The organism is Candidatus Limousia pullorum, from assembly GCF_057405065.1.
Window position 1 is genome coordinate 980,787 of the sequence record NZ_CM171614.1, and the last position, 25,663, is coordinate 1,006,449.

Below are 25,663 nucleotides of genomic sequence, written 5' to 3' on the forward strand. Positions count from 1 at the left end.
CAATATCTGTTGATTTAGGGGGAATTTTCATGAAAACAACAAAAAATGACCACAGAACAAGGGTAACAAAAGCCATGATAAGAAAAGCTTTTACCACGATACTTAGAAATAAGCCTATCCAGAGTATCTCTATAAAGGAGCTTTGCGAGCTGGCTCAAATCAACAGAAGCACTTTTTATTTTCACTATACGGATATTTACGACCTGTTAAATCAGATTGAGGAGGAAATGTTTGAGGGTATAAAAACCGCTTTGGAACCTATTGTTGCTTCCGAAGAGGGAAACCCCAATTACCTTACGGTGACAACAGGTATATTTCAGTGTATCAAGGATAACGCAGATTTATGTATTGTAACTTTGGGAAATTATGGAGATAAAGCTTTTGCAATGAAGCTTATTGACTATGGAAGAACGCTTTGTGTTGAGAATTACGGAAAATTTTATAAGAACGCAACTCCACAGAAGCTGGAATATTACTACACCTTTGTAAGCGCAGGATGTATAGGACTGCTTCAAAAATGGTTTGAAGACGGCTTGGTGATGACCCCGGCGGAAATAGCATCAATGGCGGAAAATCTTATGATGTACGGAATGGGTTTTCTTGAGAATGACAGAAAAACCGAAAATAACTGAAAATAAAAATTCCCCACAGGAAAAATTTATTCCTGTGGGGTTGTTTGTTATGGAGAATAAAATCAAACGCTGGTCATCAGTTCGCCGTAGGATGGGTATGGCCAGTATTCGGCGGAGGTGTTGACCTCCATGTCGTCGCAGACTGTGCGCATATCACGCATAACTGTAAGCACATTGCCGCATACATATTCGGAGAGAGCCTGTATCTGCTTTTCGCTGTGGTTCTTTGTGTGCTTTTCAACCTCTTTAATGTGGAATTCAAGCTGCATAAGCTTGCTGTAACATTCCTCAAGGTCAAAAGAAAGCTTTTCGATGAGCTCTGTTTCAACTGTTGTGGAAATGTTAGGCAAAATCTGCTTCTTTGCAATGGCTGTATCTGCAAGTGACTTGATGTATTTTGTAACTGCCGGAATAATGTCACGCTTAACCATTTCAGTGAGGGTCAAGGCTTCGATGTTAACAACATTTACATAGTTTTCAAGGAGAACCTCGTATCTTGCGTGGGTTTCAGCAGGTGTGTAAATCTTGTGCTTTTCAAAAAGGTCAATGTTTTTCTTGCTGATGTAGTAAGGCATTGCCTCAGGCATGGTTCTTAAATTCAAAAGTCCACGTCTTTCGGCTTCCTGAACCCAGTCCTCGGAGTAGTTGTTGCCGTTGAAAACAATTCTGCGGTGCTCTTTGTATGTGCGCTTGATTATATGTCTTACAGCTCTTTCAAAGTCGTCGGCTTTTTCAAGCTCGTCGGCAAACTGTGAAAGTTCTTCAGCAACGATTGTATTTAACATAATATTTGGGCAAGCTATATTTATGGCTGAACCCAACATTCTAAATTCAAATTTGTTTCCGGTAAAGGCGAATGGGGAGGTTCTGTTTCTGTCGGTGGTGTCCTTCTTTATTTCAGGGAGAACATCAACTCCCATTCCCATTTCAATTCTGCCTTTGCTTTCGTATTCCTTGTCACGGAGCATAGCTTCCAAAACTGCTTCCAAATCTCCGCCGATAAACATTGAAACTATTGCGGGAGGAGCTTCATAACCGCCCAAACGGCAGTCGTTTCCGGCACTGGCAACTGATACTCTCAGCAAATCCTGATATTCGTCAACGCCCTTGATTACAGCGGCAAGGAAAAGAAGGAATTGCAGATTCTGTTCCGGATTGCTTGATGGGTTGAAAAGGTTTTCGCCTGTGTTGGTGGAAAGTGACCAGTTGTTGTGCTTTCCTGAACCGTTAACGCCTGCAAACGGCTTTTCGTGGAGAAGACAAACAAGACCGTGCTTTTCAGCCACCTTCTGCATAATCTCCATGGTGAGCTGGTTGTGGTCGGTGGCAAGGTTTGTGGTGGTGAATACCGGTGCAAGCTCGTGCTGGGCAGGGGCTGCTTCGTTGTGCTTTGTCTTTGAGTAAATGCCGAACTTCCAAAGCTGTTCGTCCAAATCCTTCATGTATTCGGAAACCCTTGTCTTTATAGATCCGAAATAGTGATCCTCAAGCTCCTGACCTTTCGGAGCCTTTGCGCCGATAAGTGTTCTTCCGGTGAAGATAAGGTCACGTCTTTTTTCGTAAACCTTTTTGTCAACAAGGAAATATTCCTGTTCTGCGCCTACGGTGGTGATAACACGTGTTACGTCCTTTTTGCCGAAAAGATGCAGAACTCTTACAGCCTCGTGGCTTATTCTCTCCATTGAGCGGAGCAATGGTGTTTTCTTATCGAGAACCTCTCCTGTGTAGGAGCAGAAAGCGGTAGGAATACAGAGGGAACCGTCCTTGATAAATGCATAGGAGGTTGGGTCCCAGGTGGTATAGCCTCTTGCCTCAAAGGTAGCTCTTATTCCGCCGTGAGGAAAAGAAGATGCGTCAGGCTCGCCCTTGATAAGAGCTTTTCCTGAAAACTCCATGATAACCTTGCCGCCGTCGGTTGGTGTTATAAAGCTGTCGTGCTTTTCGGCGGTGATACCGGTCATAGGCTGAAACCAGTGGGAATAGTGAGTGCAGCCGTGCTCAATAGCCCAATCCTTCATGGCGTTGGCAACTACGTTTGCAACGGAAATATCCAGTGGCTTGCCGTCCTGAATAGTCTTTTTTAAAGCTTTGTAGGTTTCTTTTGGCAACCTTTGTTTCATTGTTGTGTCGTTGAAAACAAGACTGCCGAAGTATTCGGTTACCGGTGTCATAATCTTCTCTCCGTTCTTTATAATATAGGTTTGTTTAAACTGCAACGGTGTAAAAAAGCAGGGAAAAAGATGTTAAACCCTGCAAGTATATAGAAAAATTATATCTTCATTGTGCATATAAGTCAAGTTTTTTGACCGGTGCTTATTATGTAAGAAATAGTCGAATATCAGCCTGTAATTTTGTTTAATATACTGTAAAGGAAATAATTTACATATGAAATAAAAAAAGATATAATATAATTATGCATAGTACAGTGGGCTGATATAAAAAAATATTACTAATTTTCTTTTACGGAAAAATCAATAGTAAAAAATATATTAAAATATCCAGTTGATGATGTACTGTACGTCAAAAATCTATTTGGAAAGGGAAGAAATCTATGGGTGATAAAGCGTATTTGATTTTGGAAGACGGCACCGTTTTTGAGGGCAAAGCCTTTGGTGCAAAAAAAGAAGCAGTGGGAGAACTTGTTTTTACCACTTCTGTAATCGGTTATATGGAAACACTCACCGACCCTTCTTATTTTGGTCAGGTGGTTTTACAGACATTCCCTTTGGTTGGTAATTATGGTGTTATTCCCTCTGATGTAGAGAGCGGTACACCTGTTTTAAATGCATATGTTGTACGTGATTGGTGCCAGGTTCCTTCAAATTTTCGCAGTGATGGAGAGCTTGACACCTTTTTAAAAACAAACAATATCCCGGGACTCTACGACATTGACACAAGAGCTTTGACAAAGATTATCCGTGAAAAGGGCGTTATGAACTGCAAGCTCTGCTATTCACTTGATAATAAGGAAAAAGACCTTGAAGAGATTAAGGCATATGAAATTAAGGATGCTGTTAAATCCGTAAATCCTCAGGGCGGAGAAATCGAAGGCAAGGGCGAAAAGACTGTAGTTGTTTGGAACTTCGGTATGAACCACAGCATTGCAGATTCTCTTGCACAGTGCGGACTTAATGTTAAGGTTGTTCCTGCTGATACAAAGGCAGAGGAAATCGCTTCTATGAATCCGGACGGCGTTGTACTTTCCGACGGCCCGGGCAACCCTACTGAAAACACAGAGATTATCGAGCAGGTAAAAATTCTTATGGATAAAAACATTCCGGTTATGGGTGTAGGTTTGGGTCACCAGCTTATGGCTCTTGCATGCGGAGCAAAGACAGAAAAGCTTCACTACGGTCACAGAGGCTCAAGCCAGCCGGCAAAATTCAGCAAAAACGGCAGAGTTTACATTACAAGCCAGAACCACGGCTATACTGTAAAGAGCGAAACCTTGCCTGATTACTGCAAGGTTGTATTTACAAACAGCAACGACGGCAGCTGCGAGGGTATCGAGTACGAGGGAAAGAACGCTTTCTCAGTACAGTTCCACCCATCCTATGCCGACAGATGCGGCACAGGATTTGTGTTTGATATGTTTAAGGAAATGGTAGGCTGAACCTAAAGAGCAATACACAGCCCAAGACTAAAATTATGCAAAAGGAATGATGATTTATGCCACTTAGACCAAATATAAAAAGAGTTCTCGTAATCGGTTCAGGCCCTATCGTAATCGGACAGGCTGCCGAGTTTGACTATGCGGGCACACAGGCATGCCGTGCCCTTAAAGAAGAGGGCTTGGAGGTTATCCTTGTAAACTCCAACCCGGCTACAATCATGACAGACAACGCAATGGCAGATAAAATCTATATCGAGCCATTGACACTTGATACAGTTAAGAGAATTATCAGAAAAGAGCGTCCGGACAGCGTTTTGTCAACACTTGGCGGACAGACAGGTCTTACCCTTTCCATGCAGCTTGCAAAAGAGGGATTTTTGGACGAGTACGGCGTTCAGCTTTTGGGCGCAAAGCCTGAAACAATCGACAAGGCAGAGGACAGACAGATGTTTAAAGACACAATGGAGTCCATCAACCAGCCTTGTATCCCATCTGAGGTTGTTCACAGCGTTGACCACGCTTTGGCATTTGCAGAGAAAATCGGCTACCCTGTAATTATCAGACCTGCTTTCACCCTTGGCGGAACAGGCGGCGGTATCGTTAACAACGAGGAAGAGATGAGAGAAATCGCAGGCAACGGTCTTGCACTTTCCCCAATTCATCAGGTTCTCGTTGAGAAATGCGTATCCGGCTGGAAAGAAATCGAGTTCGAGGTTATCAGAGACAGCGCAGGCAACGCAATTACAGTCTGCTCAATGGAAAACTTTGACCCGGTTGGCGTTCACACAGGCGACAGTATTGTTATCGCTCCTGCTGTTACACTTTCCACAAAGGAATATCAGATGCTCAGAACAGCAGCTCTCGACATGGTTGAGGCTTTGGGCGTTGAAGGCGGATGTAACTGCCAGTTCGCCCTTGACCCTGAGAGCATGAAGTATGCAGTTATCGAGGTTAACCCACGTGTTTCCCGTTCTTCTGCTTTGGCTTCAAAGGCTACAGGTTACCCAATCGCAAAGGTTGCTGCAAAGATTGCAATCGGTTACACACTTGACGAAATCAAAAACGCAGTTACAGGTACAACATACGCTTGCTTCGAGCCTGCTGTTGACTACGTTGTTGTTAAGTTCCCGAAATGGCCTTTCGACAAGTTTGTTTACGCAAAGCGTCAGCTTGGTACACAGATGAAGGCAACCGGTGAGGTTATGGCTATCGCTCCGTCCTTTGAGCAGGCTATCATGAAGGCTGTAAGAGGTGCAGAGATTTCCCACGACACACTTGACGACAAGAAGTTTGAAAAGCTTTCAGACGCAGAGGTTGAGGAAAGACTCCACGTTTGTGACGACCTGAGAATTTTCTGTGTATACGAGGCAATCAAGAGAGGAATTTCCATTGAGAAAATCCACGAAATCACAATGATTGACGAGTGGTTTTTGAGCAAGTTCGTAAATCTTGCAGAAATCAGCAAGGTTATGAAATCAGGGGAGCTTAACGAAGAGATTTACGAGAAAGCTAAAAATTACGGCTTCCTCGACAAGACAATAAAGCAGTTCACAGGCAAAGAGATTGAAAATCCTCTTGTTCCTGTTTATAAAATGGTTGACACCTGTGCCGCAGAGTTTGCCGCTGAAACACCTTACTTCTACTCAACATTCGATGAGGAGAACGAAGCTGAGGAGTTCATCAAAGAGAAAAACAGCGACAAGCAGACAATCATGGTTTTGGGTTCAGGTCCAATCAGAATCGGTCAGGGTATCGAGTTCGACTACGCTTCAGTTCACTGCGTATGGGCTTTGAAGAAAGCCGGCTACGATGTTGTTATCGTAAACAACAACCCTGAAACAGTTTCCACAGACTTTGACACAGCTGACAGACTTTACTTCGAGCCGCTTACCAACGAGGACGTTATGGGTATCATCAAGACAGAAAACCCAATCGGCGTTGTTGTTGCATTCGGCGGTCAGACAGCTATTAAGCTTACAAAATTCCTCAACGATAACGGAATTAAGATTCTCGGTACTTCAGCAGACGCTATCGACATGGCTGAGGACAGAGAGCGTTTCGACGAGCTTCTTGAAATGCACCACATCAGACGTCCAAAGGGCATGACTGTTATGTCAACAGAGGAAGCTTTGAGCGTTGCAGAGAAAATCGGTTATCCGGTACTTTTGAGACCTTCCTACGTTCTCGGCGGTCAGAACATGATTATCGCTTTCAACGAGGCAGACGTTAAGGAATACATGGCAATTATTCTTGCACAGAATATTGAAAACCCTGTGCTTATAGATAAATACCTCAGCGGTACAGAGCTTGAGGTTGACGCAATCTGCGACGGCGAAGACGTGCTTATCCCTGGTATCATGGAACACGTTGAGCGTGCAGGTATCCACTCCGGTGACTCTATTGCAGTATATCCTGCATGGAATATCTCCGATGAAATGACAAAGAAGATTGTTGAAAGTTCAAAGAACCTTGCAATCTCTCTCAATACAAAGGGTCTTGTTAACATCCAGTACCTTATCTATGAAAACGAGCTTTACGTAATCGAGGTTAACCCACGTTCTTCAAGAACAATTCCTTACATCAGTAAGGTTACAGGCGTTCCTATGGTTGAGCTTGCAACAAGAGCAATGCTTGGCGAAAAGCTTAAGGATATGGGTTACGGCACAGGTCTTTACAAGAAGAGCTGCTATGTTGCAGTTAAGGTTCCTGTATTCAGCTTTGAAAAGCTTATCAACGTTGATAACCACTTGGGACCGGAAATGAAGTCAACAGGTGAGGTTCTCGGTATTGCAGGAACTTTGGAGGAGGCTCTCTACAAGGGTCTTATCGCAGCCGGCTACAAGATGAACAAGACAGGCGGCGTATTTATCACAGTAAGAGATTCCGACAAGGCTGAAATCGGCGACGTTGCAAGAAAGTATGCTGACCTTGGATTTAAGATTTACGCAACAGAGGGAACAACATCAGTTCTCAAGGATTACGGTATCGACGCAACACCTGTTAAGAAGATTCACGAGTCCGACGAAAATACACTTACACTTATTGAGAGCGGAAAGATTCAGTACGTTATTTCCACATCCTCAAAGGGCAGAATCCCAACAAGAGATTCAGTTAAGATCAGAAGAAAGACAGTTGAAAGAAACATTCCTTGCCTTACTTCAATCGACACTGCAAACGCTTTGGCAGACTGCCTTAAGAGCCGTTATTCTCAGATGAGCACAGAGCTTGTTGATATCAACAACATGAGATCTGAGAGAATGAAGCTCAAGTTCTCCAAGATGGAGGGAACAGGAAACGACTACATCTACTGCAACACATTTGAGCAGTCATGGATTAACAATCCTGAGTGCCTTGCAGTAAGACTTTCCGACAGACATCACGGTATCGGCGGCAGCGGTCTTATCCTCGTTGCACCTTCAAAGGTTGCCGACGCTAAAATGAAGATGTTCAACTCCGACGGCACAGAGGGCAAAATGTGCGGCAACGGTATCCGCTGCGTAGCTAAGTACCTCTATGACAACGGTATCCTTGATATAAATGAGAAATCAGAGCTCACAATCGAAACACTCAGCGGTATTAAGAACCTCAAGGCCTATACACAGGACGGAAAGGTAACACGTTTGAGAGTTGATATGGGCAAGGCAAGCCTCAAGGCTTCTGATATTCCTGTTACAGCAGACAGCGAAACAGTTATCAATAAGCCAGTAGAAATCGACGGCGAAACCTACAACATCACCTGCGTTTCAATGGGCAACCCACACTGCGTGATTTTTGTAAACAATGTTGACGGCTTCGACGTAGAAACAGTAGGCAAGAAATTTGAACACCACGAGATGTTCCCTGACAGAGTAAACACAGAGTTTGTAAAGGTTATCAACAATAAGACTCTTAAAATGCGTGTTTGGGAGCGTGGCAACGGTGAAACCCTCGCTTGCGGAACAGGCGCATGTGCAGCAGTTGTAGCAGCCTGCGAAAACGGTATCTGCAAGAAAGACGAGGACATCACAGTTAAGCTTCTCGGCGGCGAACTTACAATCAGATACACAGACGACACTGTATATATGACAGGCGACGCACGTCTTGTATTCGAGGGTGAAGTAGAAATCTAATAGTTATTTTGGCAAAATGCTTAAATAAATAATTTATTCTAAAGTCATTCTAAGCAAAATCAAGGGCAGAACTCAAAAGGTTCTGCCCTTGAATATTTTTTATAAAAAAACATCCTATGGCGCATACCATAGGATGTTTTGTATGTGTAAAATTTAAAAGCCCAGATAAAACATGTAGAAAGCTATCAAAAGCAGAAGCGTTCCCAATACGATGTTTAAAGCTTTGCTGAGCTTTCCGTATTTTTCACTGGCGGATAGCTTCTGTACAAAGCCTACGGAGGTTCCGGCAATAACCGTTAAAGTTCCATGGCCTATGGAGTACAAAAGAAGTAAAAGAGTTCCCCATAAAATACTTCCGCTTCCGGCAACTATAGCCAAAAGTGCCACAAGCACCGGTGTGGAACATGGTGAGGAGAAAACTCCGCCCAGAATTCCCGCTAAAAATGCCCCGATAAAACCACGCTTCTTATTTTTTGAAACTAAGTAGGTGGAGGGGATAAAATTAAAAATTCCGTAGGTTTGAAGTGCAAGCAAAGCCATAAGAACGCCTAAAACAATGTACCACCAGCCTGATGCCGCACCTATCATTCCTCCTAAGGTTGAGGCGATAACGCCTAAAGCCGTGTAGGTTATAGCCATTCCCAAAGCAAAGGTCACCGAAAGTAAAAATGAACGCTTTGTGTCACGCTGTTTTGTTCCTCCCACATATCCCATAACCAATGGTATGGTGGAAAGGGAACAGGGGGTAAAAGAGGTGAGAACTCCAGCAAGCACTGCAATCAAAGGCGCAAGCCAAAAGCTTTCAGTTATAAGTCTTGAAAGGGATTGGAGCCACTGGTCTATCATGGGTTTTCTGCCCCCATTTCCTCAAGTATCATGTAGAGCTGTTCTGCGGAGAGATATCCCTGGTGGGTGGTGAGTGCGTGCTCTCCCGTATCCCTGTGGGTATACATTGTAAACTGTATCTGCGAGGCCAGCTCATCGCTTGGTACAAAAGGATTGCCGTTCTTATCGTAGAGAACCTGAGTGGGCACTACCTGTATAGGAAACTGTCCGGCGATTTCAGGACTTTCCATTGTGTCAATATAATGGACAAATGCCTTGCCCTTCATTGCGTTGTGCACAGCTTCAAGCTCAGGAGCCATAAGCTTACAGGGCTGACAGTAATCTGCACCGAAGTCAATAATAACCGGCTTGCCCTGAGAGGTCATTTCATCAATGTTGAGTTCAGTTATTGTAAGGTCTGGACTTTGCTCTATTGTTTGGGCAGAGTCGCTGTTTTTTACAAAGAATATAACCGCCGCTATTAGAATAATCAAAAGAGGTGCGGCTACCTGAATTATTCTTTTTGATTTTTTTGTGTTTGCCTGGACGGGTTTGCTGCTCATCGGTTCATCTCCTTTAAGTGAGTTAGTCAAGACTATTATATTTTACATAAGGAGATGTGTCAACAGATTATGTGACTTAATCACTCTTTTACCAAAACAGAAACAATCTCGCTCATGTACATTTTGTGGTAATCTCCGTTGTACCACTTTGTAACCTCTTCTGTCAGTGCGCTTTCCTCGTTTAAGAACTGTGCATACATCTTTTTGCAGATGAAAACAAGCTTTGCTTCTTTAAAATATACGGTACCTGTTTCATCGTCAACAACAGGTGTAAGACCTGTTTCCTTTACCTTGTCGTAATCTCTGCCGGATTTTGAACCGCAGAACTTCAGTGCGTCCCTGTACTCCTCGTCAAAAAAGCACTGGGTGTAGTAGTCGCCATTTTCAATAAATTCAAATGTGTATCTCTGAGGACGGATGTAGGCTGTAGCCACAGGCTTACCCCACATTATTCCAACGCCGCCCCAACTTGCGGTCATTGTGTTGAATTTTTCCTTGTCTCCTGCGGTGATAAGCATCCAGTTCTTGCCGATAAGCTTAAAAGGATTTGCGGTAAGCTCTTCTGCTGTTATTTTTTTAAAATCAGACATGTTTAATTCCTCCAAAAAATTATTTTGAGGTAAAAAGGGTTAATTTTTACCTTTTATTCTATGCTGATATTGTACCACAAATTTGATTTTTTTTAAAACACAGGGGAAAATATGCATTGTATATGTATAAATAACCGTGTGTATTGCATATAAAAAATTTAAGGAAACAGGCTGTAAATGGTCTTTTGCTGAATAAATACTTTAAAAACCACGGATTTTTCCGTTGTTTTGAATATAAAAACGGAAAAAGTTGAGGCTAATATATGATATTATACAAAATACAGCTATTCTGAATATTTATGCAAAAAACTCTTGATTTTCTGTATAAAAGGTGTATAATAATAGCCATGACAGGAAAACACAGACAAAATAAAAATTGTCTTTTCATAATTTACGGAGGGATTTTCAATGGAAAAGAAAATTAAAAAAGTTGTTCTTGCTTATTCAGGCGGTCTTGATACTTCAATCATTATTCCTTGGCTCAAGGAACATTACGACAACTGTGAGGTTATCGCAGTTTCCGGTAACGTTGGTCAGGGTACAGAGCTTGAGGGTCTTGAGGAAAAGGCTTTGGCTACAGGCGCATCAAAGCTCTATGTTGAGGATTTGAACAAGGAGTTTGTAGAGGACTACATCTGGCCTACACTTAAAGCAGGCGCAGTTTACGAGGGTAAATATCTTCTCGGTACATCCTTTGCACGTCCAATCATCGCAAAGAGAATCGTTGAAATCGCTAAGGCTGAGGGCGCAGACGCTATCTGCCACGGCTGCACAGGTAAGGGTAATGACCAGGTTCGTTTCGAGCTTGCAATCAAGGCTTATGCACCTGACATGACAATCATCGCTCCTTGGAGAACTTGGGAGTTTAAGTCCAGAGAAGAAGAAATCGCATACGCAGAGGCTAAGAAAATTCCTCTTAAGATAAACAGAGAGACAAACTACAGCAAGGATAAGAACCTTTGGCACTTGAGCCACGAGGGTCTTGACCTTGAGGACCCGGCAAACGAGCCTAAGTACAACGAGCCAGGCTTCCTTGAGATGGGCGTTTCCCCAGAGCAGGCTCCTGACAAGCCAACCTATGTTACAATCAGCTTTGAAAAGGGTATTCCTTACGCTATCGACGGCGAGAAGCTGGGTGCTGTAGAAATCGTTGAGAAGCTCAATAAGCTTGGCGGCGAAAACGGAATCGGTATTACAGATATCGTTGAAAACCGTCTTGTTGGTATGAAGGCAAGGGGCGTTTATGAAACTCCGGGCGGCACAATCCTTTACGCTGCACACAGCAAGCTTGAGGAAATCTGCCTTGACAGAGATACACAGCACTACAAAGAGCTTGTTGCAAACCGTTTTGCAGAGCTTGTTTACTACGGTCAGTGGTACACACCTCTCCGTGAGGCTCTCTCCGCTTTCGTTGATTCAACACAGCAGTATGTAACAGGCGATGTAAAGCTCAAACTCTACAAGGGCAACATCATTGACGCAGGCGTTACAAGCCCATATTCACTCTATGATGAGGAAATCGCAACCTTTGACGAGGACGAAGTTTACGACCAGAACGACAGCAAGGGCTTCATCAACCTGTTCGGACTTCCAATCAAGGTAAGAGCTCAGAAGGGTCTTATTAAATAATTAACAATTTAAAATTCTATAAAACAAGGGGCAGGGTCACCTGCCCCATAAATTGATTATCGGGGTAATTTATTATGAAGCTTTGGACAGGAAGATTTAAAAAAGAAATATCCAAAACAACTAACGATTTTAACAGCTCCATATCCTTTGACAGCAGAATGTACCGAGAGGATATCGAGGGCAGCATCGCTCACGCAGAAATGCTGGGACAGTGCGGAATTATCACAATGGAAGAGAGCAAGGATATCCAGCAGGGCCTTAAAGGAATTTTAGAGGACATAGAAAAGGGCGACCTTAAAATAGATATGGAAGCCGAGGATATACATACATTTATAGAGGGCGAGCTTACCAAAAGACTTGGCGCAAACGGCAAAAGACTTCACACAGCAAGAAGCAGAAACGACCAGGTTGCAGTTGATATAAAGCTTTATCTTAAAAAAGAGGTAAAGGAAATCGAAGAGCTTGTAAAAGGTCTTATCAGAGTAATTGCCAACAAGGCTGAAAAATACAGCGGAACAGTTATGCCGGGCTATACTCATCTTCAGAGAGCACAGCCTATCACTTTCGGCCATCATCTTTTGGCTTACGGTGAAATGCTTCTCCGTGACCTTTCCCGTCTTGAGGATTGCTATAAGAGAATGGACGAAATGCCTTTGGGAAGCTGCGCACTTGCGGGAACCACATATCCTATAGACAGAAACATAACCCGTGAGCTTTTGGGCTTTGAAAGAATTACCAACAACTCATTGGACGGAGTTTCCGACAGAGATTTCTGCATGGAGCTTGCCGCTGACCTTTCAATAATCATGGTTCATCTTTCACGTTTCAGCGAAGAGATAATCATGTGGTGCAGCTGGGAATTTAAGTTTGTTGAGCTTGACGACGCTTTCTCCACAGGCTCATCTATAATGCCTCAGAAGAAAAATCCGGACATTGCAGAGCTGGTAAGAGGCAAGAGCGGCAGAGTTTTCGGCGATACAATGACACTTCTCACAGTTATGAAGGGTATAGCTTTGGCATATAACAAGGATATGCAGGAGGATAAAGAGGCTATATTCGACGCAGTTGACACAGTTAAGATGTGCCTTACTGCATTTACCCCAATGCTTGACACAATGAGGGTAATTCCTGAAAATATGAGAAAAGCCGCCGCCGGCGGATTTATCAACGCCACAGACTGCGCAGACTGGCTTGTTAAAAACGGTTTGCCTTTCCGTGACGCTTACAAGGCAACAGGCGAGCTTGTGGCAAGATGTATCGAACTTGGCACAGACCTTGAAAATCTCCCTATGGAGGAATACAAAAAGGTTTGCGACTTGTTCAATGACGAGGTTTACAACGCTATTTCCCTTGAAAGATGCACAGACGACAGAAAAGCATACGGCGGCCCTGCAAGGGAAAACGTAAAATATCAGGCTGAATTGTTAGGAGAAAAGGTAAAATGATAAAGGTTGGAATAATCGGAGCAACAGGATATGCAGGTGCAGAGCTTGTAAGACTTCTTATGAATCATCCTCATGCGGAGATTGCGGCTATAAGCTCGGTTTCCTTTGAGGGAAAGAAAATCAGCGACGTGTATCACAGCTACAGATTTTTAAACGACATGGTATGCGAAAACGCCGACGCAGTTGTTGAAAAAAGTCAGGTTATCTTTGCCGCACTGCCCCACGGACTTTCCCAGGAGCTGGCGGAAAAGTGCTATAATCAGGATAAAATCTTCATCGACTTGGGCGCAGATTTCCGCCTTGAAAGCGAAGAGGAATACAAGCAGTGGTACGGCGGCGAATACATAAACAAAGAGCTTCACAAAGAGGCTGTTTACGGTTTGCCTGAGTTCTTCCGTGACAAGATTAAGGGCAGAAAGGTTATTGCAAACCCTGGCTGTTATACAACCTGCTCACCTTTGGCTTTGGCTCCTGCAATCGCCAACGGACTTATCGAAACAAAGGGAATTATCTGCGACTGCAAAAGCGGCGTAACCGGCGCCGGCAGAGGACTTTCCCAGGGCAATCACTATCCGGAGCTTAACGAGGGCTTCCACCCATACAAGGTTGCAAGCCACCGTCACACACCGGAGATTGAACAGACACTATCAAAGCTTTCCGGCGAGGACGTAAAAATTACTTTTGTTCCTCATCTTCTTCCGGTAAACCGTGGTATCCTTGCCACCTGCTATGCAAGACTTAAAGATGGCGTTACCGAAGAACAGCTTAGAAAGGCTTACGAAGAATTTTACAAGGGCGAATACTTTATCAGACTTCTTCCTGCGGGTCAGGTTGCAGATATTCACGATGTAAAGTATTCAAACTTCTGCGATATATCAATACACACTGATTTCAGAACAGGCACATTTGTTGCAGTTTCCGCCATTGACAACATGGTCAAGGGTGCGGCTGGTCAGGCAATCCAGAACATGAACATTGTCTGCGGTCTTGAGGAAACAGAGGGACTTAAAATCGTTCCTCCTGCATTTTAATGAGGTGACAGCATGAGCTATAAATTTATCGAGGGTTCCGTAACAGCTCCTAAAGGCTTTACCGCCGCCGGAGTGTGCGCTTCCGTAAAGCCCTCCAACAAAACAAAAAGGGACGTTGCCCTTATTTACTGCGAGAAAAAATGTACAGCCGCCGCAGTTTACACAAAGAATCTTGTTAAATCTTCGGCGATACTTGTAACACAAAATCACCTTGCCGACGGTTATGCTCAGGCGGTTATAGTAAACAGCGGAAACGCCAACACCTGCAATGCCGACGGCGTTGAAAAAGCTGAGAAAATGTGCAGTCTTGCCGCCGCCGCTTTGGGCGTTGACAGCAACGACGTTATTGTGGCTTCAACGGGAGTTATCGGACAGGTTCTCCCAATAGAGCCTATAGAAAAAGGTGTTGCCATGATGAAAGGCAGCCTTTCAAAAGATGGCGGCACAGACGCCGCCGAAGCCATTATGACAACCGACACCGTTAAAAAGGAAATGGCTATGGAGATGACACTCGGCGGAAAAACCGTAACAGTGGGCGGTATTGCCAAGGGCAGCGGCATGATTCACATCAACATGGGAACAATGCTTTCCTTTGTTACAACAGACGCCGCTATCTCCTCCGAAATGCTTTACGAAGCATTGAAAGAGGCTGTAGAGGACAGCTACAACATGGTAAGCGTTGACGGCGATACATCCACCAACGACACACTGGCAATTATGGCTTCCGGACTTGCAGGAAACCCTGAAATCACCGAGAAAAACCAGGATTACAGGGATTTTGTAGAGGGAATCACAGAAGCATTCAAACAACTTGCCAAGAAGCTTGCCGGCGACGGCGAGGGAGCAACAAAGCTTCTCATCTGCACAGTAACCGGAGCAAAGACAAAGAAAGACGCAGTTATGGTTTCAAAAAGCATTATCTGCTCAAGTCTTTTAAAGGCGGCTATGTTCGGAGCTGACGCAAACTGGGGCCGTGTGCTTTGCGCAGTTGGTTACAGCGGCGCCGACGTAGACGTTACAAAGGTTGACGTTGACTTTAAATCCGTAAAGGGAGAAATCGCTGTTTGCAGAAACGGCGCAGGAATAGAATTCAGCGAGGAGAAAGCCAAAGAAATTCTCCTTGAAAAAGAGATAGAAATACTTGTAAACGTCGGCGACGGCGAGGGAAAGGCTCAGGCTTACGGCTGTGACCTTACCTATGACTATGTAAAAATCAACGGCGATTACCGCACCTGATTTTTGCAGAGTTTGAGGAAAAAGGGAGGAAAAATTGTGGAAGTATCAAACAGAGCCCAAGTGCTTGTACAGGCTATGCCTTACATCCAGAAATATGCAGGAAAGACTATTGTTGTAAAATACGGCGGCAACGCAATGATAAACGAAGAGCTTAAAAGCGCAGTTATGAGCGACATCGTGCTTTTGCAGCTTGTAGGCGTAAACGTGGTTTTGGTTCACGGCGGCGGCCCTGAAATAAACGCAATGCTTAAAAAGACCGGAAAAGAAAGCAAATTTGTAAACGGCATGAGAGTTACCGACGAGGAGACAATCGACATTGTTCAAATGGTGCTTGCCGGAAAGGTAAACAAGAGCCTTGCAAACCAGCTCAATTTAAGCGGCGGTAAAGCAATAGGACTTTGCGGTCTTGACGGAAATCTTTTGAAAGCAGAGAAGCAAACCAAAAACGGAGACATCGGTTTTGTCGGTGACATAACAGACGTAGACGTTACAGTTATCAACGATGTTATAAACAGCGGATATATTCCGGTTATCGCTACAGTTGCCGGCGGTTCTGAGGGCGAAGTTTACAACATAAACGCAGACATAGCCGCTTCAGCCATTGCCGCAAAGCTCAACGCTCAAAAGCTCATTCTTATGACCGACGTAAGAGGCTTGCTCCGTGACAAGGATGACGAGGACACACTCATTTCCGTTGTAAATGTCAGCGATGTTCCACGCCTTAAAAACGAGGGCATCATAAGCGGCGGAATGATTCCAAAAATCGACTGCTGTGTTGAGGCTGTACGTCAGGGCGTAGACCGTGCTCACATTCTGGACGGCAGAATCCCTCACTCAATCCTCATAGAACTCTTCAGCGACGAAGGTATCGGCACAATGTTTTTTTAATTTTTATTTCCGGCGTGCAGAGGTTTCATATTATCTTAAAGTTCTGCACACGCCGGGCGAGACGTTCTCCTTAGTTATTGGAATGGCTCGCTCGCATAAGGGATTTTTTTATTCCAACCTGCAAGGATTTTATATAAAAAATTAACATCTTCGCAGGTTGGGCGAGACGTTTTCCTGATTTTTTGGAATGGCTCGCCCGCATAAGGAATTGATATAGAAAGAAATTCACAACCGTAGGGGCGGATTAAATATCCGCCCGGTCGCAGTAGGATTTATGATTAAAACAAGGTCGTTTATAACGATGAATTTAATATTATATAGATAAAACCTATTTCATATATAATAAAATAAAAATAGAGTTAGCTGAGAGCGAACCATTCTAAAATTCAAAGAGAAGGTCTCGCCCGACCTGTGTGGAACTTAAAAGTTAGCTGGAAGTTATGCAGGTCGGAAATAAAAAGTAGGAGGTCTCGCCCAACCTGTGCTGGACTTAAAGGTTAGATGGAAGTTATGCAGGTTGGATATAAAAAAGACGGAAATAAAAAATAGGAGGTCTCGCCCGACCTGAAACGAAGTTTATTTCTAAAAATAACCTTTGCAGGTCGGATATAAAAAATATGATAAGAGAGATGAAGATCGGCGACTATGAGGGTATGTATGAGATGTGGCAGATAACCACAAAACGTGCCTTGTCTGAGTCGGACAGTAAAGAAAACATTCAGAAATATCTTGAAAGAAATAAAGGCTGCAGTTTTGTGGCTGAGGAAAAGGGCAAAATTGTGGGTACAGTGCTTGCCGGTCACGACGGCAGAAGAGGATTTATATATCACATGGCGGTTCATCCCGACTATCGAAGAAGAAAAATCGCCCATCAAATGGCGGAAAAGGCATTGAATGCTTTGAAAGAACAGGGAATATATAAAACTCACATTTTTTGTTACGAAAATAATAATATGGGTCAGGGCTTCTGGAAAGATTTCGGCTTTAAAAAGCGTGACGATATCTACGTTTTCGCCTATAGAACCGACGGAAAAACTGACTGAAAAGAAGGTATAAAGATGAATACGGAACAGATTAAAAATCTGGACAACGAAAATATTATGCACACCTACGGCAGGTATAATGTGGCTTTGAATAAGGGCCAGGGCGCAACTGTTACCGATGTTGAGGGTAAAGAGTACATAGATACAGCTTCCGGTATCGGCGTAAACTCCGTAGGTTACTGCAACGACGGCTGGATAAACGCAGTTACCGACCAGCTTCATAAGCTTCAGCACGGCTCAAACTACTATTACAACGAGGTTGTTTCAACTCTTGCAGAGAAGCTTTGCAGTGTTACACCTTTTGATAAGGTGTTTTTCGGAAACAGCGGAGCGGAAGCCAACGAATGTGCAATAAAGCTTGCAAGAAAATACAGCTTTGATAAATACGGCAAGGAAAGAACAACTATTATCACACTTAAAAATTCTTTCCACGGAAGAACAATAACCACCCTTTCCGCAACAGGTCAGGACGTTTTCCATAACTACTTTTTTCCATTCACACCGGGCTTTAAGTACGCCGAAGCCAATAACTTTGAGGATATGCTCTCTAATGTTGACGATACAGTCTGCGCAATTATGATAGAGCTTATCCAGGGCGAGGGCGGCGTAAATATCCTTGAAAAGGATTATGTTCAGAAACTTAGAAAACTCTGCGACGAAAAGGATATCGTTTTGATAGTTGACGAGGTTCAGACAGGAGCAGGAAGAACAGGAAAACTGTACTGCTTTGAAAATTACGATATAGTTCCCGATGTCTGCACTTCCGCAAAGGGTATCGGCGGCGGACTTCCAATAGGAATCTGCATGTGTACAGAAAAATACGCAAATGTTATGACACCATCCACCCACGGAACAACCTACGGCGGAAACCCTGTCTGCTGCGCAGGTGCATTGTATGTGCTTAATGAGATTTCCGACGAGAACTTCCTCAAAAAGGTAAGGGAAAAGGGCGAATATTTTGAAAAGAAAATAAGAGCTATAAAGGGCGTAAAAGACGTGCGTCGTATGGGTCTTATGATAGGTATTGAGCTTGAAAAGGACAATGCCGGAGAGATTGCAAAAAAATGTCTGGAAAACGGACTTCTTATAATCACCGCTAAAACTCTGCTTCGTATGCTTCCTCCTTTGGTTATCACATATGAAGAGATAGACAAGGCGGTTTCAATTCTTGAAAAAACAATTACGGAGGAATAAAAATGAAACACTTTTTAAAGCTTTTGGATTGCACAACAGAAGAAATTGTAGGAATGTTGAACCTTGCTGACCAGCTTAAATACGAGCTTAAGCACGGAATTCCACACAGACACCTTGAGGGAAAATCACTGGGTATGATTTTTGAAAAGGCAAGCACAAGAACAAGAGTATCCTTTGAAGTTGGTATGTACCAGCTGGGCGGACATCCTTTGTTCCTTTCCTCAAAGGATTTGCAGATTGGCAGAGGCGAGCCTGTTCAGGACACAGCAAGAGTTCTTTCCCGTTTCCTTGACGGTATTATGATTAGAACTTTCGAGCAGGCAGAGGTTGAGGCTTTGGCAGAGTACGGTTCAATCCCGGTAATCAACGGACTTACAGACTTCTGTCACCCATGCCAGATTATGGCTGACCTTATGACAATCAGAGAGTTCAAGGGTAAGCTTGAGGGTCTGAAAATGTGCTTCATCGGCGACGGCAACAACATGATGAACTCCCTTATCGTAGGCGCACTTAAAACAGGAATGTCAATAGACGTTGCCTGCCCGGAGGGCTATGAGCCGCCAAAGGAGATTTTGGACTTTGCAGCAGAGTACGGCGACCTGTTCCATATGTACAGAAATCCAATGGACGCCGCAAAGGATGCAGACGTTGTAATCACAGACGTATGGGCATCAATGGGTCAGGAAGACGAAGCAAAGAAGAGAGCTTTGGCATTTGAGGGCTATCAGATAAACAAAGAGCTTATGTCAGCAGCTAAGAGCGACGCAATGGTTCTCCACTGCCTGCCTGCACACCGTGGCGAGGAAATCACAGCCGACGTATTCGAAGAGCACGCAACAGAAATCTTTGAAGAAGCAGAAAACCGTCTCCACGCCCAAAAAGCAGTTTTAGTAACCCTCATGAAATAATTTTTATATCCGACCTGCAAGGGAGGATATAAAAATTAACTTCCGTTTCAGGTCGGGCGAGACTTTTTGTTAAACGACTTAGAATGGCTCGCTCACATTTGGGTTAATTTTTTATTTCCGCCTTGCAAAGGGTTTGGCTTAAAAATAAAGTTAGTTTCAAGGCGGGCGAGACGTTATGTTAAACGACTTAGAATGGCTTGCTCATAATTGGGTTAATTTTTAAATAATAAAAAAACAACCGTGGTTCTTTGAATTATGAACCACGGTTGTTTTTGTGTGTAATCTTATTCAACATTCAGTACGTAGAAGCGGATATAAAATCTACCTCTGCAATAATAATTCTATATAAGAAAAAAGAAATGTAAAACAAAGTCAACTGAGAGCGAACCACTCCAAAGACTAAAGAAAACGTCTCGCCCGACCTGTAACGATGTTAATTTCCTAAACTAACCTTTGCAGGTCGGAAATAAAATAAAGGTCTCGCCCGACGTGAAACGACGTTAATTTTCAAAACCAACCACATGCATATAAATATTAAAAAACCAAACCTAAATGAGAGCGAACCACTCCAAAGACTAAACAGAAGGTTTCGTCCGCCGTGTGCTGTCGTTAATTTCCAGCGAAAACCTTGGCACGGCGGTAACAAAAGACTTGACTTTTGGGGTGGGGGTGGGATAGAATTATTGTGTATGAGGTTGTAAAAATTGTTGAGAAACAATGATTAACGATAAGTTAAGGAGGAAATCGGGATGATTAGAGATATACAGGAAGAAATTTTGAGACTTAAAAAGGAAAAGGACGTCTGTATTCTTGCTCATAGCTATCAGACCTGTGATATTATAGAAATAGCTGACTTTGTGGGCGACAGCTTTGCCCTCAGTAAGCTTGCTAAAACTGCACCTAATAAAACCGTGCTTATGTGCGGCGTTAGATTTATGGCGGAAACCTGCAAACTGCTTTCACCGGAGAAAAAGGTAATTCTTTCAAGCCCTCACGCCGGATGCCCTATGGCGGAACAGTTTGAGCCTGAGGATATAGAGAAGTTTAAGGCTGAAAATCCGGGAAGCGCAGTTGTGGCATATATAAATACAACAGCTAAGCTTAAAACAAAGTGCGACGTGTGCGTTACTTCCGCTTCCGCTTTGAGCATTGTGGGTAAGCTTGAGGAAAAGGATATTCTCTTTATTCCCGACCCGAATCTTGGAAATTATGTTGCTAAGAATTTTCCTGACAAGAATATTAAGGTTATAAACGGCGGATGCCCTATACACGGAGCAATTAAGGTTGATGAGGTAAAGGCTGTAAAAGAGGAGCATCCGGACGCTTTGTTTTTGGTGCATCCTGAGTGCGTTCCTGAGGTTGTGGAGCTTGCGGACTATGTCGGTTCAACATCGGGAATTATGAAATATGCAAAGGAAAGTCAGCATAAAGAATTTATTATAGGAACAGAAATTTCTATCACAGCACAGCTTCAGATGGCTTGCCCTGATAAGAAATTCTATTCACTCAGCAAAGACCTCATATGTCCTGACATGAAAGCCACTACTTTGGTTGATGTTCTCAACTGCCTGAAAGGCGAGGGCGGCGAAGAAATTGTCATGGACGAAGAAACAATAAAAGCGGCTGTAAAGCCAATAGAAAAAATGTTGGAGCTTGGTTAAAAATATGAAAAAAATTATAACTGCAATGAGCGGCGGCGTGGACAGCTCTGCCGCAGCACTTATCCTGCAAAATGAGGGTTACACGGTGGCGGGGGGAACTTTGCGCCTTTTTGACAGACCGGAAAGCGGTCAGTGCGGAAAAAAATGCGGCTCTTTAAAGGATATCAGCGACGCAAAAAGCGTTTGTGAAAAGCTGGGCATAGAACACTATGTCTTTGATTACAGGGATAATTTTAAAAAGGAAGTTATCGACCGTTTCTGCGACGGTTATATTAAGGGTGAAACCCCGAACCCCTGCCTTGAGTGCAATAGGTATATCAAGTTTAAAGGCATGATTGAGCAGGGAGAAAAGCTGGGCTTTGAGGGAACGGCTACAGGACATTATGTGCGCCGTGAATACGACCAAGGCTCGGGAAGATATCTTTTGAGAAAGGCTTCGGATGTGACTAAAGACCAGACCTATGTGCTTTACTCACTTTCTCAGGAGATTTTAAGCAGGACGCTTTTCCCTCTCGGTGACTTGAGCAAGGTTGAGATAAGAAAGTTAGCGGAGGATTACGGTCTTGTAAATGCAAAAAAGGCGGAAAGCCAGGATATCTGCTTTGTGCCGGACGGAGATTACGCCTCTTTTCTCAAAAGGGAAACAGGATATGTGCCGAAGCTCGGTGACTTTGTGCTGGAGGATGGAACCTTTGTGGCGAAAAACAAGGGAATTATCCATTACACAATAGGACAGAGAAAGGGCTTGGGCATAGCATGGGAGCATCCTCTCTATGTTATAAGCAAAAATCCCCAGGATAACTGCGTTGTGCTGGGAAAAAATGAAGACCTTTTCAGCAAACGCCTTGAGGCATACGATGTGAATTTTATAGCCATAAATGAGCTTAAAGCACCTATGAGGGTTGTGGCAAAAACAAGATACAGCCAGAAAGAGGCGCAGGCGGTGGTTTATCCGCTGGAAAAGGATAGAGTGATTGTGGAGTTTTCTGAGCCTCAAAGGGCGGTAACTCCCGGTCAGGCGGTAGTATTTTATAAAGACGACTACCTTGTGGGCGGAGGAAAAATTCTGTCCGCTAAAGAATAATATTGTGGGTTAAATTTCGGAGGTAATGTAAAAAATGAAAAAAGCGTGGGGTCATTTCAGAACCATAACAAAGCACAGACATAAGGTTATTGCAAATTGTTTCAGAGCGGGAATATTTTGGCAGGGATTAAGACACGACCTTTCAAAATACTCGCCAACGGAGTTCATACCCGGCGCAAAGTATTACCAAGGGGGAAAGAGAAGCCCCAACGAAAGTGAAAGGGAAACCTACGGTTATTCAAGAGCTTGGCTTCATCATAAGGGAAGAAACCGTCACCATTTTGAATTTTGGACCGACTACAATCCAAAGACAAAAAAGCTTGAGGCGGTGAAGATGCCAAAAAGGTTTGTGGTTGAGATGTTCTGCGACAGAGTTGCCGCAAGCAAAATTTATATGAAAGAAAACTACAACGACGCAAGCCCCCTGGGATATTTTGAGAAGTCAAAGAAAACCAGATTTATCAATCAAGAAACCTCCGACGAAATTGAATTTCTGCTGACAAAGCTTTCAAAGGACGGAGAAAAGGCAACATTTGCCTATATTAAGGACTTGATAAAAAATGATAAACCTATAATACAATAAAATATTAGCAATAATAGACAAATAATCCGTCATAAGTTTTACGGATTGTTTGTCTTTATTTTTATGTAAAATGTTGACTTTACCTTAAAAAATGGTATTATTGTATTAAAGAATTGTGCGGAAAATTTTATATTTAAAAACAGATAAAGGAGGTTGTCCTATGAAAAAAGAACTTGTTTGCTGTTTATGACAATGTGTTTAATTGTTATGGCTCTGTTGAGCGGATGTGGTAACAACGATAAGAGAGAGATTTACAAGGAACTTAATATAGAGCAGGCGGAGAAAACATATATGCATTATGCTCCGACAATTAAAGAGGATGTAAAGTCGGTGACAGATGCGGATGTGCTGGAAATGTGCGTTGTTGACCAGGAGGAAACAGACCGCTTCAATGAAAATTTCACCGACGGAAAGACGAAGGCAGAAATATATAATCCGACAGACGAAATGTTTAAATATCTGCCGGATAATACTGAAAGCTGTTATATTGAAAAATGGATTAAGGAAGACGAATCGGAAAATTATGTGTATTTGGAATACATTGACGACCAGCAGATACAGGTGGGCGTTACATATAACAGTCAGGGAATGAGGGATATCTATATTTATTTCAGAAATGAAAGCAAGTATGTTTCAATATCCGATGAATTGGCATATGAGGTTTTGAATTTTGGTGGGAAATAAAACGGGAGGTGTCTTTATGAAGAAAAAAGTTTTCTTTTCGGTTTTTCTTGTTGTGGCAATTATAATCACTGTTATAGGAACAGCGTCATGCGGTTCGGGAAAAACGGTAAATCTTATGGAGGAATATCCTCAGCTTAAAGGTGCCCACGTTATAATAATAACTCTTGAAATTGCCGGAGAATACTCTCCATATAGCTTTGAGGACTTGCACAGCGATAAGATAATGGAACTTACGGAAAAAACAGTATTCAATACAAGGAATATGGATAAATCTTCTCCGACACCCGGATTTGACATAACCTTTGAAACAGAAGACAAAAATCATTATAAACTTTCTGTGGGAGAGAGTGGTAAAGTGGTTTTCTATGACTATTCCGCATTGTTTAAAGATAAAGAAGATGAATTTACGGTGTTTTTGGAGGATAAATCCGGAGAACTTTACAAATACCTTTACAGCTGTTTGCCTGATGAAATTGTTAATCGATATTTTTTCTGATAAGATTATTGTAAAAAAAGACGGTTCTTCAAAATTGGAGAACCGTCTTAATTTTATAAAAGTTATTAAAATCTGAACCATCCGTAATTTATCACGAGATTTACCATTATTCCAACAGAGGCGCAGCCGCAGATAAATCCTAAAAGTGCGCCTGCCAAAACGTCTGTGAGGAAATGAACTCGCAGATACAGTCTTGAAAAGCCTATAAGCAGAGCTAAAATGAGAATTGGAACCCAGATTATGGGCTGACATCTTAAAAATACAACTCCCACAACACAGAATGAAGCGGCTGTGTGTCCCGATGGGAAAGAGTAATATTTCGGTCGGTCGATTATAAGCTCTTCGTCGTCCAGTTTGTGACATGGTCGTGAGCGGCAGACTATTCTTTTTAATGTGAACTCTCCCAAAAGATGGGTTATAGCAAGTCCGATTACCAGGTTTACTCCCACGGAACGGTAGGTCTTTGTTATCATCATAATAATGGCTATTGCAAACCAGACTGTACCGAAAGTACCCAGGGAAGTTATTACAATCATTATCTTATTGAGTATGGGTCTGTTTATGGTTTTTATTTTGTCGAGAACTTTGTCGTCTATTTTTTGGATTTTATCTATCAATTCAATCACCGCCGATTTAATAACAAACAGTAAATCATATATTCTTGGGACAAAAATCATTCATACAGCAGATTTCGCATTTAGGTTTTCTTGCATCGCAGACTGCTCTTCCGTGAAGCACCAGTCTGTGGCAAAAATCGTTGCTTTCCTCCGGAGGAAGAAGGTCACGAAGCATAAATTCAATTTTCTTTGGGTCTTTAATATTGTGTATACCCAGTCGGTGGGTAAGCCTAATACAATGGGTGTCAACCACAACCGCAGGCTTTCCGAAAATATCGCCTACAATAAGGTTTGCGGTTTTTCTGCCTATGCCCGGAAGCTTTGTAAGCTCTTCGATTGTGTCAGGCACAACACAGTTGTAGTTATCACGCAGACACTGAGCCATAAGCACAATATCCCTTGCTTTGGTTTTGTAAAGTCCGCAGCTTTTTATATATTCCTCTACTTCGGAAACATCGGCATCGGCAAAATCTTCGACAGTTTTAAACCTTTCAAAGAGAGCCGGAGTAACCATGTTTACACGGTTATCGGTACATTGAGCCGCAAGACGTGTTGCAATCAAAAGCTGTAGTGGGTCTGTGTAGGTCAGAGAACAAATAGCGTCCGGATATTCCTTTTTCAATGCTTCTACAGCTTTCAGCATAATTTCCTTTTTTTCTTCCTGCGTCATCAAATCACCTCTAAAACTATTCTAACACATAAGAAAACTAATAGCAACCGGAAATTAAACTAAGTTAAAGCATATTAAAGAAACTTGTAAAAAGGTACAATTTTTTATGATGTTGGTTTTATCTCTTTACTTAAACTCACAAAAATGGTAAACTATATCCGT

Annotated in this window: 22 protein-coding genes; 16 read left to right on the forward strand and 6 right to left on the reverse strand. The window is 42.9% G+C overall.

Going from position 1 to position 25,663, the window contains the following annotated elements:
• Positions 1-29 precede the first annotated feature (29 nt).
• On the forward strand, positions 30-632 hold the full coding sequence (locus CGICJO_RS04240; protein WP_087376735.1) for a TetR/AcrR family transcriptional regulator: 603 nt from the start codon (positions 30-32) through the stop codon (positions 630-632).
• Between the two features lie 62 nt (positions 633-694).
• Here CGICJO_RS04240 and CGICJO_RS04245 read toward each other — a convergent pair whose 3' ends face one another.
• A complete protein-coding gene (locus CGICJO_RS04245) occupies positions 695-2,803 on the reverse strand; it encodes a glutamine synthetase III family protein (RefSeq protein WP_087376737.1) in 2,109 nt (702 codons plus the stop codon).
• Positions 2,804-3,183: 380 nt separating this feature from the next.
• Here CGICJO_RS04245 and CGICJO_RS04250 point away from each other — a divergent pair, with 380 nt between their 5' ends.
• On the forward strand, positions 3,184-4,245 hold the full coding sequence (locus tag CGICJO_RS04250; RefSeq protein WP_486499754.1) for a carbamoyl phosphate synthase small subunit: 1,062 nt from the start codon (positions 3,184-3,186) through the stop codon (positions 4,243-4,245).
• Positions 4,246-4,301: 56 nt separating this feature from the next.
• A complete protein-coding gene (carB, locus tag CGICJO_RS04255; protein WP_486499755.1) occupies positions 4,302-8,354 on the forward strand; it encodes a carbamoyl-phosphate synthase large subunit in 4,053 nt (1,350 codons plus the stop codon).
• Between the two features lie 153 nt (positions 8,355-8,507).
• Here the strand turns inward: carB and CGICJO_RS04260 are convergent, their stop codons facing one another.
• From CGICJO_RS04260 to CGICJO_RS04270, 3 genes are all read right to left on the reverse strand, one after another.
• Complete coding sequence (locus CGICJO_RS04260) at positions 8,508-9,200, reverse strand: cytochrome c biogenesis protein CcdA (protein ID WP_087376743.1); 693 nt, start codon at positions 9,198-9,200, stop codon at positions 8,508-8,510.
• The gene (locus tag CGICJO_RS04265) at positions 9,197-9,742 is read right to left on the reverse strand and encodes a thioredoxin family protein (protein WP_087376745.1); all 546 of its coding nucleotides are present in this window, start codon (positions 9,740-9,742) and stop codon (positions 9,197-9,199) included. Before CGICJO_RS04265 ends, CGICJO_RS04260 begins: the two co-directional genes overlap by 4 nt.
• 80 nt (positions 9,743-9,822) lie before the next feature.
• A complete protein-coding gene (locus CGICJO_RS04270; RefSeq protein ID WP_486499756.1) occupies positions 9,823-10,332 on the reverse strand; it encodes a flavin reductase in 510 nt (169 codons plus the stop codon).
• Between the two features lie 408 nt (positions 10,333-10,740).
• On the opposite strand from CGICJO_RS04270, the gene CGICJO_RS04275 reads away from it, so the two are divergent.
• The 13 genes from CGICJO_RS04275 to CGICJO_RS04335 all read left to right on the forward strand — a co-directional run bounded on the left by CGICJO_RS04275 (position 10,741) and on the right by CGICJO_RS04335 (position 24,214).
• The gene (locus CGICJO_RS04275) at positions 10,741-11,961 is read left to right on the forward strand and encodes an argininosuccinate synthase (RefSeq protein ID WP_087376749.1); all 1,221 of its coding nucleotides are present in this window, start codon (positions 10,741-10,743) and stop codon (positions 11,959-11,961) included.
• Between the two features lie 74 nt (positions 11,962-12,035).
• Complete coding sequence (gene argH, locus CGICJO_RS04280; RefSeq protein WP_087376751.1) at positions 12,036-13,406, forward strand: argininosuccinate lyase; 1,371 nt, start codon at positions 12,036-12,038, stop codon at positions 13,404-13,406.
• The gene (gene argC, locus CGICJO_RS04285) at positions 13,403-14,437 is read left to right on the forward strand and encodes an N-acetyl-gamma-glutamyl-phosphate reductase (RefSeq protein WP_087376753.1); all 1,035 of its coding nucleotides are present in this window, start codon (positions 13,403-13,405) and stop codon (positions 14,435-14,437) included. Before argH ends, argC begins: the two co-directional genes overlap by 4 nt.
• A gap of 12 nt (positions 14,438-14,449) precedes the next feature.
• On the forward strand, positions 14,450-15,673 hold the full coding sequence (gene argJ / locus CGICJO_RS04290; RefSeq protein ID WP_486499757.1) for a bifunctional glutamate N-acetyltransferase/amino-acid acetyltransferase ArgJ: 1,224 nt from the start codon (positions 14,450-14,452) through the stop codon (positions 15,671-15,673).
• A gap of 36 nt (positions 15,674-15,709) precedes the next feature.
• Positions 15,710-16,561 carry an acetylglutamate kinase gene (gene argB / locus CGICJO_RS04295; protein ID WP_486499758.1) on the forward strand — a complete coding sequence of 284 codons (852 nt, stop codon included), beginning with the start codon at positions 15,710-15,712 and terminating at the stop codon, positions 16,559-16,561.
• Positions 16,562-17,178: 617 nt separating this feature from the next.
• Positions 17,179-17,604 (forward strand): GNAT family N-acetyltransferase, encoded by a 426-nt coding sequence (locus CGICJO_RS04300; protein ID WP_486499759.1) that lies wholly within the window; start codon positions 17,179-17,181, stop codon positions 17,602-17,604.
• A 15-nt stretch (positions 17,605-17,619) separates the two neighbouring features.
• Complete coding sequence (locus CGICJO_RS04305; protein WP_486499760.1) at positions 17,620-18,798, forward strand: aspartate aminotransferase family protein; 1,179 nt, start codon at positions 17,620-17,622, stop codon at positions 18,796-18,798.
• A gap of 2 nt (positions 18,799-18,800) precedes the next feature.
• The gene (gene argF, locus CGICJO_RS04310; protein WP_486499761.1) at positions 18,801-19,706 is read left to right on the forward strand and encodes an ornithine carbamoyltransferase; all 906 of its coding nucleotides are present in this window, start codon (positions 18,801-18,803) and stop codon (positions 19,704-19,706) included.
• A gap of 749 nt (positions 19,707-20,455) precedes the next feature.
• The gene (gene nadA, locus CGICJO_RS04315) at positions 20,456-21,367 is read left to right on the forward strand and encodes a quinolinate synthase NadA (protein ID WP_486499762.1); all 912 of its coding nucleotides are present in this window, start codon (positions 20,456-20,458) and stop codon (positions 21,365-21,367) included.
• 4 nt (positions 21,368-21,371) lie between these two features.
• Positions 21,372-22,451: a tRNA 2-thiouridine(34) synthase MnmA gene (mnmA, locus tag CGICJO_RS04320; RefSeq protein WP_486499763.1), complete on the forward strand. Its 1,080-nt coding sequence runs from the start codon at positions 21,372-21,374 to the stop codon at positions 22,449-22,451.
• A gap of 34 nt (positions 22,452-22,485) precedes the next feature.
• The gene (locus tag CGICJO_RS04325) at positions 22,486-23,034 is read left to right on the forward strand and encodes a DUF5662 family protein (protein WP_087376769.1); all 549 of its coding nucleotides are present in this window, start codon (positions 22,486-22,488) and stop codon (positions 23,032-23,034) included.
• Between the two features lie 207 nt (positions 23,035-23,241).
• A complete protein-coding gene (locus CGICJO_RS04330) occupies positions 23,242-23,718 on the forward strand; it encodes a hypothetical protein (RefSeq protein ID WP_486499764.1) in 477 nt (158 codons plus the stop codon).
• A gap of 16 nt (positions 23,719-23,734) precedes the next feature.
• Entirely contained in the window at positions 23,735-24,214 is a 480-nt protein-coding gene (locus CGICJO_RS04335; protein ID WP_087376773.1) for a P-loop NTPase family protein, read from the forward strand.
• A gap of 65 nt (positions 24,215-24,279) precedes the next feature.
• Here the strand turns inward: CGICJO_RS04335 and CGICJO_RS04340 are convergent, their stop codons facing one another.
• Positions 24,280-24,831 (reverse strand): phosphatase PAP2 family protein, encoded by a 552-nt coding sequence (locus CGICJO_RS04340; RefSeq protein ID WP_158096216.1) that lies wholly within the window; start codon positions 24,829-24,831, stop codon positions 24,280-24,282.
• A gap of 34 nt (positions 24,832-24,865) precedes the next feature.
• Entirely contained in the window at positions 24,866-25,501 is a 636-nt protein-coding gene (nth, locus tag CGICJO_RS04345; RefSeq protein ID WP_486499765.1) for an endonuclease III, read from the reverse strand.
• Positions 25,502-25,663: the final 162 nt, after the last annotated feature.

What these genes read in the sequence shown, in the direction of transcription:
- CGICJO_RS04300 (WP_486499759.1), top strand. Translation starts at nt 17,179, where the DNA reads ATGATAAGAGAGATGAAGATCGGCGACTATGAGGGTATGTATGAGATG.
- argH (WP_087376751.1), top strand. Translation starts at nt 12,036, where the DNA reads ATGAAGCTTTGGACAGGAAGATTTAAAAAAGAAATATCCAAAACAACT.
- argF (WP_486499761.1), top strand. Translation starts at nt 18,801, where the DNA reads ATGAAACACTTTTTAAAGCTTTTGGATTGCACAACAGAAGAAATTGTA.
- CGICJO_RS04270 (WP_486499756.1), bottom strand. Translation starts at nt 10,332, where the DNA reads ATGTCTGATTTTAAAAAAATAACAGCAGAAGAGCTTACCGCAAATCCT.
- CGICJO_RS04250 (WP_486499754.1), top strand. Translation starts at nt 3,184, where the DNA reads ATGGGTGATAAAGCGTATTTGATTTTGGAAGACGGCACCGTTTTTGAG.
- CGICJO_RS04330 (WP_486499764.1), top strand. Translation starts at nt 23,242, where the DNA reads ATGGCTCTGTTGAGCGGATGTGGTAACAACGATAAGAGAGAGATTTAC.
- CGICJO_RS04335 (WP_087376773.1), top strand. Translation starts at nt 23,735, where the DNA reads ATGAAGAAAAAAGTTTTCTTTTCGGTTTTTCTTGTTGTGGCAATTATA.
- CGICJO_RS04275 (WP_087376749.1), top strand. Translation starts at nt 10,741, where the DNA reads ATGGAAAAGAAAATTAAAAAAGTTGTTCTTGCTTATTCAGGCGGTCTT.
- argC (WP_087376753.1), top strand. Translation starts at nt 13,403, where the DNA reads ATGATAAAGGTTGGAATAATCGGAGCAACAGGATATGCAGGTGCAGAG.
- CGICJO_RS04245 (WP_087376737.1), bottom strand. Translation starts at nt 2,803, where the DNA reads ATGACACCGGTAACCGAATACTTCGGCAGTCTTGTTTTCAACGACACA.
- nth (WP_486499765.1), bottom strand. Translation starts at nt 25,501, where the DNA reads ATGACGCAGGAAGAAAAAAAGGAAATTATGCTGAAAGCTGTAGAAGCA.
- mnmA (WP_486499763.1), top strand. Translation starts at nt 21,372, where the DNA reads ATGAAAAAAATTATAACTGCAATGAGCGGCGGCGTGGACAGCTCTGCC.
- argJ (WP_486499757.1), top strand. Translation starts at nt 14,450, where the DNA reads ATGAGCTATAAATTTATCGAGGGTTCCGTAACAGCTCCTAAAGGCTTT.
- CGICJO_RS04305 (WP_486499760.1), top strand. Translation starts at nt 17,620, where the DNA reads ATGAATACGGAACAGATTAAAAATCTGGACAACGAAAATATTATGCAC.
- CGICJO_RS04240 (WP_087376735.1), top strand. Translation starts at nt 30, where the DNA reads ATGAAAACAACAAAAAATGACCACAGAACAAGGGTAACAAAAGCCATG.
- CGICJO_RS04325 (WP_087376769.1), top strand. Translation starts at nt 22,486, where the DNA reads ATGAAAAAAGCGTGGGGTCATTTCAGAACCATAACAAAGCACAGACAT.
- CGICJO_RS04265 (WP_087376745.1), bottom strand. Translation starts at nt 9,742, where the DNA reads ATGAGCAGCAAACCCGTCCAGGCAAACACAAAAAAATCAAAAAGAATA.
- CGICJO_RS04260 (WP_087376743.1), bottom strand. Translation starts at nt 9,200, where the DNA reads ATGATAGACCAGTGGCTCCAATCCCTTTCAAGACTTATAACTGAAAGC.
- carB (WP_486499755.1), top strand. Translation starts at nt 4,302, where the DNA reads ATGCCACTTAGACCAAATATAAAAAGAGTTCTCGTAATCGGTTCAGGC.
- nadA (WP_486499762.1), top strand. Translation starts at nt 20,456, where the DNA reads ATGATTAGAGATATACAGGAAGAAATTTTGAGACTTAAAAAGGAAAAG.